At 55.4% G+C, this 6,952-nt stretch carries 5 protein-coding genes; 2 read left to right on the top strand and 3 right to left on the bottom strand.

Annotated elements, in window-relative coordinates:
- Positions 1 to 17 precede the first annotated feature (17 nt).
- Positions 18 to 536, top strand: coding sequence for a PBECR2 nuclease fold domain-containing protein (locus AACY49_RS15040; protein WP_339524742.1), 519 nt, complete (start codon positions 18 to 20; stop codon positions 534 to 536).
- Between the two features lie 647 nt (positions 537 to 1,183).
- On the opposite strand, the gene AACY49_RS15045 is transcribed toward AACY49_RS15040, so the two are convergent.
- The 3 genes from AACY49_RS15045 to AACY49_RS15055 all read right to left on the bottom strand — a co-directional run bounded on the left by AACY49_RS15045 (position 1,184) and on the right by AACY49_RS15055 (position 5,259).
- Positions 1,184 to 1,822 (bottom strand): hypothetical protein, encoded by a 639-nt coding sequence (locus AACY49_RS15045; RefSeq protein ID WP_339524744.1) that lies wholly within the window; start codon positions 1,820 to 1,822, stop codon positions 1,184 to 1,186.
- A complete protein-coding gene (locus AACY49_RS15050) occupies positions 1,809 to 4,904 on the bottom strand; it encodes an HsdM family class I SAM-dependent methyltransferase (protein ID WP_339524746.1) in 3,096 nt (1,031 codons plus the stop codon). The genes AACY49_RS15045 and AACY49_RS15050 overlap by 14 nt, the downstream gene beginning before the upstream one ends.
- Before the next feature lie 67 nt (positions 4,905 to 4,971).
- Positions 4,972 to 5,259 carry an XRE family transcriptional regulator gene (locus AACY49_RS15055; RefSeq protein ID WP_307343184.1) on the bottom strand — a complete coding sequence of 96 codons (288 nt, stop codon included), beginning with the start codon at positions 5,257 to 5,259 and terminating at the stop codon, positions 4,972 to 4,974.
- A gap of 1,044 nt (positions 5,260 to 6,303) precedes the next feature.
- Between AACY49_RS15055 and AACY49_RS15060 the strand changes: the two genes are divergently transcribed.
- Entirely contained in the window at positions 6,304 to 6,828 is a 525-nt protein-coding gene (locus tag AACY49_RS15060) for a hypothetical protein (protein WP_339524752.1), read from the top strand.
- The last annotated feature ends 124 nt before the right edge of the window (positions 6,829 to 6,952 follow it).

Below are 6,952 nucleotides of genomic sequence, written 5' to 3' on the forward strand. Positions count from 1 at the left end.
CTGCAGGAGGTGGTCCCATGGGCGAGCTAGTAGCAAAGAAAATTTTTGGTCAGGAAAACTGGAAACTGATGGGGCTCCCTGACATTCGTGACATTGACGCGAGTTTGCAGGCTCTCGCCCTTCCCGAAATGGACGGCGCGCTTGATATGGAAAGCGCGCTGAGCCAGGTGGCCTTGGGGTTCGGGCTACAGGAAGGTATCGATGCAGTGCTGATCGAGACACCTTGTGGCGCTGTTGCGGTGCAGCGTAAAGGTCTCGCGCACATTGTGAAGAAGCGGCCTAACTCGCGTGAGCGCTTCACAGCATTCGCGGTTGACACTGTGAAAAAACCTTTAGAAGTCTGGCGTACTAAGTACGATGATGGATCGTCAAGACTCGTTTTCATTGGCATCTATCAGGCGAGGTACCAAATGCTGGTGATCGTCCATTTGGAGCATGGTCGAGCGCTTTGGAACTTCATGAACTGCGATAAAAAAGCACTGAACAAGCATCGCAATGGAGAGCTCGTTTATCGGAGCTACGAGTCCCAGAAATGAAAAAAGCAGCCATTTGGCTGCTTTTTTCAGGATGTGTTGCTTGATATTGTGCTCCCTCAAGCGGGGGAGAAGAGGTCTCACCCGTGCGCTGATATCTAGGTCATCAACGGGGTTCCTAACGCCGACTATTGCCACCTAGAAGCAGTCGGTTTCGCGCTCTCAAGAGCAATTCTCTGCCACAGTTGACGTTGGTGTCAACAGCCCACGCTTACCAACCGATGACTGCAGCTCTTGCATGTTGACCACAGGATCGCCATCGGTAGTTCTTTTCCAGTGCATAAAGCCATCGCGAAAATCGCTCGCGAATCAGAATTGGTCAGCCTAGTCGACTTCGGCGTCAACACCTTAAAGGATTGGCTGACAGCAACAAGACTCTTTGACCACCAGGGCCATCCCCACCAGCAGGGGTTAAATGAGCGCTGACTGGTTAGCGGACGCTGAAAGGTGCAAAGCAGCCACCCTACGCTCAGCAAGCAATGGCCTGGCTGCGAGCATCAGATATAAGGCTTACGCTCCGAACGGGGGCCCTTGCGGGACCGATCAAGGGCGTTTTCGTCGGCCTCCAAGATCGCCTTGGCGATGCTCGTCACGTGCTCTCCGTTCGAGTCTGACGCCTGGCAGTTCACGGCCGGATTTTTCTTCACCTGTTATGGCCAAGGTAAAAGATGGTGCTCTACCTTCATGCTATGGCCGGGGATGCATGTGTGCGTGGAACTAAAGCGAGTGGGCATCCCCGGTAACGATGGACGGTCCTCTTCGGTGGTCAACCCGAGGGTAGCTGTGCGTGACTTCATGACTTTGGTCAGCCCCCTACGTGCCCTGCCGCTGTCCCCGTTCATGACGTAGCCGATCATCATAGCCATCGGAAGGCCATTGGAATACTGACCTGTGACAAAGCGCATCATGCCCTCTTCGACATATGGGACACAGAGGTTACGTACGCGGTCTGCATAAGATACGTTTAGCCGCTTGCATTCATAAGCTAGGTAGACGTCTTCATCGTCACCCACTGTCAACACGAAGTCGATGCTGCTCGACAGGGATACGTTGCCGTTGGCGTCCTCGACCAGTAGGACATATTGGTATGTGATTCTACCCGGCACTTTCTTCGTTCGCCTCAGAGCCTGAACGAGATGCTCGGTAATGTGATCCTCATGCGTCATCGCGTCCTTCTTGGCCTGTAAAGGTCTAATGCAGATCGGCCAGGCAGCTTCAATCGCTTCGGACATTTGCTCCCCAAGATCCCGGAAATGAGCAAGCCAAGCATCAGGACTACCCGCCAGCATGGTTCATCCCCTCCTGCCCATGGCGGGCCGCGGCCGCTACGAACTCCGCAGCGATCTGCTCCGCGTCGGCCAATGCTGTGGATCGAAGCCAGTGCCGCAGCGCCGCGGGCTTCACTAGATACATGTCGCGGTCAACGACCAGACGCAGATCAGGTATCAGTTGCACGTTGCCAGGCAAATCGATGGGAAGCTTTGCGGCGATCGACCCGAGGAAGTCATTGAACTCGCCAGATGTGTCCTCAGTGTACGGCGCAGCCTCATCGCCGATTGTCAGCTGCAACACCGCCACATCGGAGGAGCGCGCTACCAACGAAGCTTTGACGGGCAGGCGAAAGTACGGAGAGAGGGCGTTGCACAGCATGGAGGCGTAGGTCGCCCGCTGACTTGAGTTGGCCTGCGCCCAAATGGACTGCAAGCCGGAGTTGCGTCTGGGCTGCATGGCTGGGATGACATGCTGAACCGTGTCCTCGATGATGGCCACGTCACCGGCATCGAGTCCGTAATACTCGAATACCAGACGGTCGATGGCGTCCAACACATCGTGCTGCGAGGCAAGCAGCTTCTTCGCGGTCGCAAGCTCGCTGTCAATCAGTGCCACCAACTTCTTTTCCGCTTTGAACGCCTTCGCAGGATCCGGCATATTCTCAGGATCGTCGAACGGCAGCCTCAGCAATTCACCTTGGGGTACTTTGGCCCGATCGGCTCCTAGGTATGACGTGTCGTGGAAATAAAACCAGGCCGCCAGACTGCTGTTTAGCACGGCCGTCAGCACCTTAGCTTTACGTTCCTGTCCAGGCGGCACGGTGATCGACTGAAGCGAACTTCGGAACACGACATCCTGTTCGCTGAATGCCGCCCGCACACGGCCAACGGCCCGTTCCACCCCTTGCGGAATCAAGATGTGAGGCCCAAAAAATCCGGCGTCAAACCCTGCCCGATGAACGACTGACGTATGCCAGGGGCTAGCCTCTACACGTGGTATGGCCACTGCCTGGAACTGACTCGCATCCAGGTAGGGCAGCCGAGTAACGATCTCGACGATGGTCGTCTGGTACTCAGGATCGTCCAGCCGATTCTCTTGCGCCGGCTTAAAGCCCTGTCCGATCACCCAGTGCTCGTCCCGGTTGAACTCAACCTTGGAGCGCTTGAAGGCCTTAAACTCCTGCACAAGCGAGCTTATGGGCGGGATCGTACGAAGGTATTGCAGCAGTCGCTCCTCGGGAGCCCGCGTCCACAAGCGACGCTTGAAAACGGTGGAATCCTCGGCGACCAGGTCGGCGCGAAACGTCAAACGATCGGCGCGCGACAGCGTCACCAGGCGCTTGAGTCGTAGGTTAAGGTCAGCCTTGGGGACCCAGTACTCGAAGCGGTAAGGAGCTTGCTCTTGCTTCTGAGACCCATACAGCACGAAAGCGGTTGGACGCTGCGCTCCATCGAAAAGCTGAAAGCAGAGATCAGACATGTTGATAATTCGGCGGATCCTGGACCGCTGCAGCAACATCCGGCGCGCGGCTTGGCTCTCGGTGTTGTGCAAGATCCCCATGGCAGGCAACAGAAATGCCACCAGGCCTGTTGGCTTGATCCCTTCCAGGGCCTTCCACACGAATCCCCATGCAATGTCTTTGGCGGGCGCGAGGTAGCCATTGGAGGTGGTCCAATTTTGTGCTGTTGTCAGCTGTCCGGTACGACCATTCCAAGGTGGATTACCGATGATCACGTCAAATGGGGGGGCATCCTTGACGCTGAAGAAGTCTGACCCGGGAAGTAGAGTCTTCCCATACAGAGGCGGCAGCAACTTGCCGGCCTTGATGAGTTTGGGCAAGTCTGAAGGGCTCGATTGTTCGAGGAGGGCGATATACAGGGAAAACGCCGTGACACGCACTGCGGAAGAGTTTATGTCTCCTCCATGGAGGCGATTCGCAATGGCTTTCAAGTCGGTCCACGTTGCATGCCGCTTCTTCTTGACCTGGCAATGGTGCTCGACCAGACGCTGGAACAACCGCACCAAGAAGATGCCAGATCCGCAGGCCGGATCGCAGTAGATGCCATGCGTCTTCTGCTCGTCGGTCAGTTCGTCCCACAGTTGGTTGACTACGATATCGGCCAAGAACATCGGGGTATAAAATGCCCCGTCTGCGCTCTTCTTATCCGCCTCTTCCTTCAGGAACCGGTCGTAAACCGCGCTAATGAGTCCGATCGACATGTAACGGAAGTCGTAGCCCCAGAACCGAAGCTGGCGGGTGGCCATGTTCTCGTGACCGCAGCGGAACCGCGTGAGCACGGCTAGATGCTCAGGCTTGAGCTTGGGTGGCAGAGCGTCTCCGGTCTCAAATGCGCAAGGGGCTTTGAAGAGGTTGCCGTTGAAAGCACCATGCAGCCATGTGAACAGCACGTCAAAGAGCTCAGGGTCTCCGGACCCGAGCAACTCCAACAGAGTGCCAAAGCGATCCTGTGACGCGGCACGAAATACGGCCTCACCGATGATCTGACGATCCTCTAAGTAGGCTACGAACATGGTTTGCATCAGCAACGCCTGAGAGGCATCTGTTCCAAGCTCGTCCTTGAGGCTGCGAAACGCCATCAGTAGGTTGGCCAGAAGAACGCTGTCAACCCGGTTGTCCGGATTGAAATAGCCGTCGTTCTCGTACCAGAACCGCCCTGACTCCGCCGCGTCGAGTAACTCGCGCAGCTCTAAGGCATCGCTGAGAAGGGAGAGTGTCTTGACTAAGCGTGGGTCTTTATCCCGGCTCTCGTCGCTATGCAACGGGCGCTGCACGAGCGAGTACGCAGTCAATTCGTCGCTGCGAATGACGAGCAGCATGCTCATCAAACCTTGATTCCACAGAATCCGATGAAGCTCGTCGATGCGCTCGATGGAAACGAGGGGATCGCTCAAAAAGGCGATTGTGGGAACGCCGTTGATACAACTAACCGCCGATAGGCCCAATTCATCGAGTGCAAAGCGGATCGCCTCGGCATGCGCGCCTGCGGCGACCTTGCTGCCGGCCGCATAGAACTCGGGAGCCCGGCGCCGGTCGAGCGTCAGCGCCTTCGACCAGCGGGAATCGATGACCGCGTTCATGAGAGGAGCCTCCGCAGTTGCATCGGGGCCGTAATGCCGACCGATACCCAAGTGCCCTGATGCTCAGTCATTGGTGGAACCCCAACGAGGTCTGCTTGTCGCCTGCGAACCGGCCGCTTGCAGCGCCGCGCGGCCGCTTCTTGACGGGCTGTACTCGCGCTATGACAGGCTCGTAGTCGATATGGTGTGTGGACATTTCAGCGAGGAGACTGGCGATCAATGCGAGATGTACGGGAACTTCACCCCGCTTCTTATAGTTGGAAACCGAGTTGGGCTGCATACCTACGAGGTCAGCAAAGCGCTTTACACTGAGGCCCGCACTGTTCAGCTCAGCAAGAAAGTTGTCGTAGGTCATGGCGTGGTTTGATCATAATTTAATGAGACTTTGACACATAGAAACATGAGGTTCAATCAAAATAAGACAGCCAGACTCGCACAGACCGTGACCACGAATATTGAGCGGATCGTTATGCGGGCCTCGGTGAGAGGTCTCTGTCGCACTCCAGCAGACGTCAAGGGAAGGAGCTACGTATCCGCTTTCAACGTGAGGGGGTTTACGGAAGGCGGGTAAAATTTCGGCCTGCAGCCCTAAAGCGGGCAATGAAGAATATGACTGACCGGATGCTTCTGGTCGATTGTGGTCTGACGGTTTACCCAATTTCGTAAACGCCGCTGTAACACCAATTTGGCTTGTAACACCCAATGCACGTGAAGGAACAACGGTGTGCAACACCAAAAAAACCAATGCATTCAATTAGTTAGTATCTCGCGCAACACCTGTAACACCTGTAACACGTCTTTTCGAGCCCCACACCCCATCGTTGAGAGCGCCGCCAGCGAAAGCAATACTGGCTTTGTTTCAAGCGCTGGGGTGCCGAACGCCAGCACGCTTATGAGGTGCCGTCTTATGATTCGACCGCTCACTGACTTCGCTTGGGACCCTGGGGATCTTCGGTGGGTACGGGGTCGGAAACCCGCGTGATCGTGTTAGCGGAAAAGTGCACAGCTTAGTGAACAGGTGAACCGGGTGAACCATGGTTCACCAGTGCAATTGCACAAGGTATTGGGATGTTGCGGGGGACCCTGAGCATTTCTGAAGGACACGGGGCGGATAACCCGCGCGTTCGTGTTAGCGACTGGATTTTTTAAGTTGGTTGACAGGTTGACGGAGTTGACTCGGTTGACGAACGCCAAGCGTGCGTTATCAGCAACACAAAGGGGCGTCATTACCAACACGGTAACGATGCCCCTTTTTCTTCAAGATCCTTTCAATTTCAACGTTTGAAATTTCAGTAAGCTGCGCAGCCTGTCGCTAACAGGATGTCGCGGGTTTCCGACCCCGTGTATCGAGAAATCCTCCAGGGTCCCCAGCGACTTTTCTGGCGTAGGATCCAATACGTTGGGTAATGCCGCCACTACCTCCCCCGCTACTCAAGGAAGAAACGTGTTCTGGAAAAGAGATAACAAAATTCAAGTAGAGATTCTGAATCCGATCAGCATCAGTTCTCCATCGGTCAGCCCTCAACAGATCGATGCTCAGCCCGCATCAGTCGTGAGGGAGGTGGACAAGGACTTTGCATTCAAGCTCCTTACCTATTTCGCGATCCTCTTGCAGGCGGGCTTGCTTGCGTATGGCTACCTGGAACTGAGCGCCTACTATGAGCAGTTCGGTATCGGCACGACCGAGCTGGAACTCGGAACCCCTACCATATTGGTGTATGGGTACAGCTACGCCTTCTCCAGCATCATGGGATTGGTAGACCTAATCCCGTTCATCGGCGCGCTCATACCAGGATTGATGTTCATATCCGTGGCGTTGACGTTTGTTTACTTACTGATGAATCGGGTAAGCAAGAAAGGAGAGATCCTCGAAAAAGGGACATGGGGAGGGATGCTTCTGTTGTTAGTGTTTATAGCCCCGTGAACGAGCCCCATGAAAGACAGGACACCGTTTCCCCCTTACGATAAGGGATAGGCAAACGGTTATGTTTATGACTAACAGCAACGATAAGAGTGGGGAGCTTTTGGGCCAGGAGCGGCGGCGTCGC

It is taken from the genome of Pseudomonas sp. EL_65y_Pfl2_R96, from assembly GCF_963970905.1.
GTDB lineage: Bacteria > Pseudomonadota > Gammaproteobacteria > Pseudomonadales > Pseudomonadaceae > Aquipseudomonas.

Bases quoted from the DNA above. Each gene is read 5' to 3' on its own strand.
- AACY49_RS15045 (WP_339524744.1), bottom strand. From the start codon at position 1,822: ATGCTGGCGGGTAGTCCTGATGCTTGGCTTGCTCATTTCCGGGATCTT.
- AACY49_RS15055 (WP_307343184.1), bottom strand. From the start codon at position 5,259: ATGACCTACGACAACTTTCTTGCTGAGCTGAACAGTGCGGGCCTCAGT.
- AACY49_RS15040 (WP_339524742.1), top strand. From the start codon at position 18: ATGGGCGAGCTAGTAGCAAAGAAAATTTTTGGTCAGGAAAACTGGAAA.
- AACY49_RS15050 (WP_339524746.1), bottom strand. From the start codon at position 4,904: ATGAACGCGGTCATCGATTCCCGCTGGTCGAAGGCGCTGACGCTCGAC.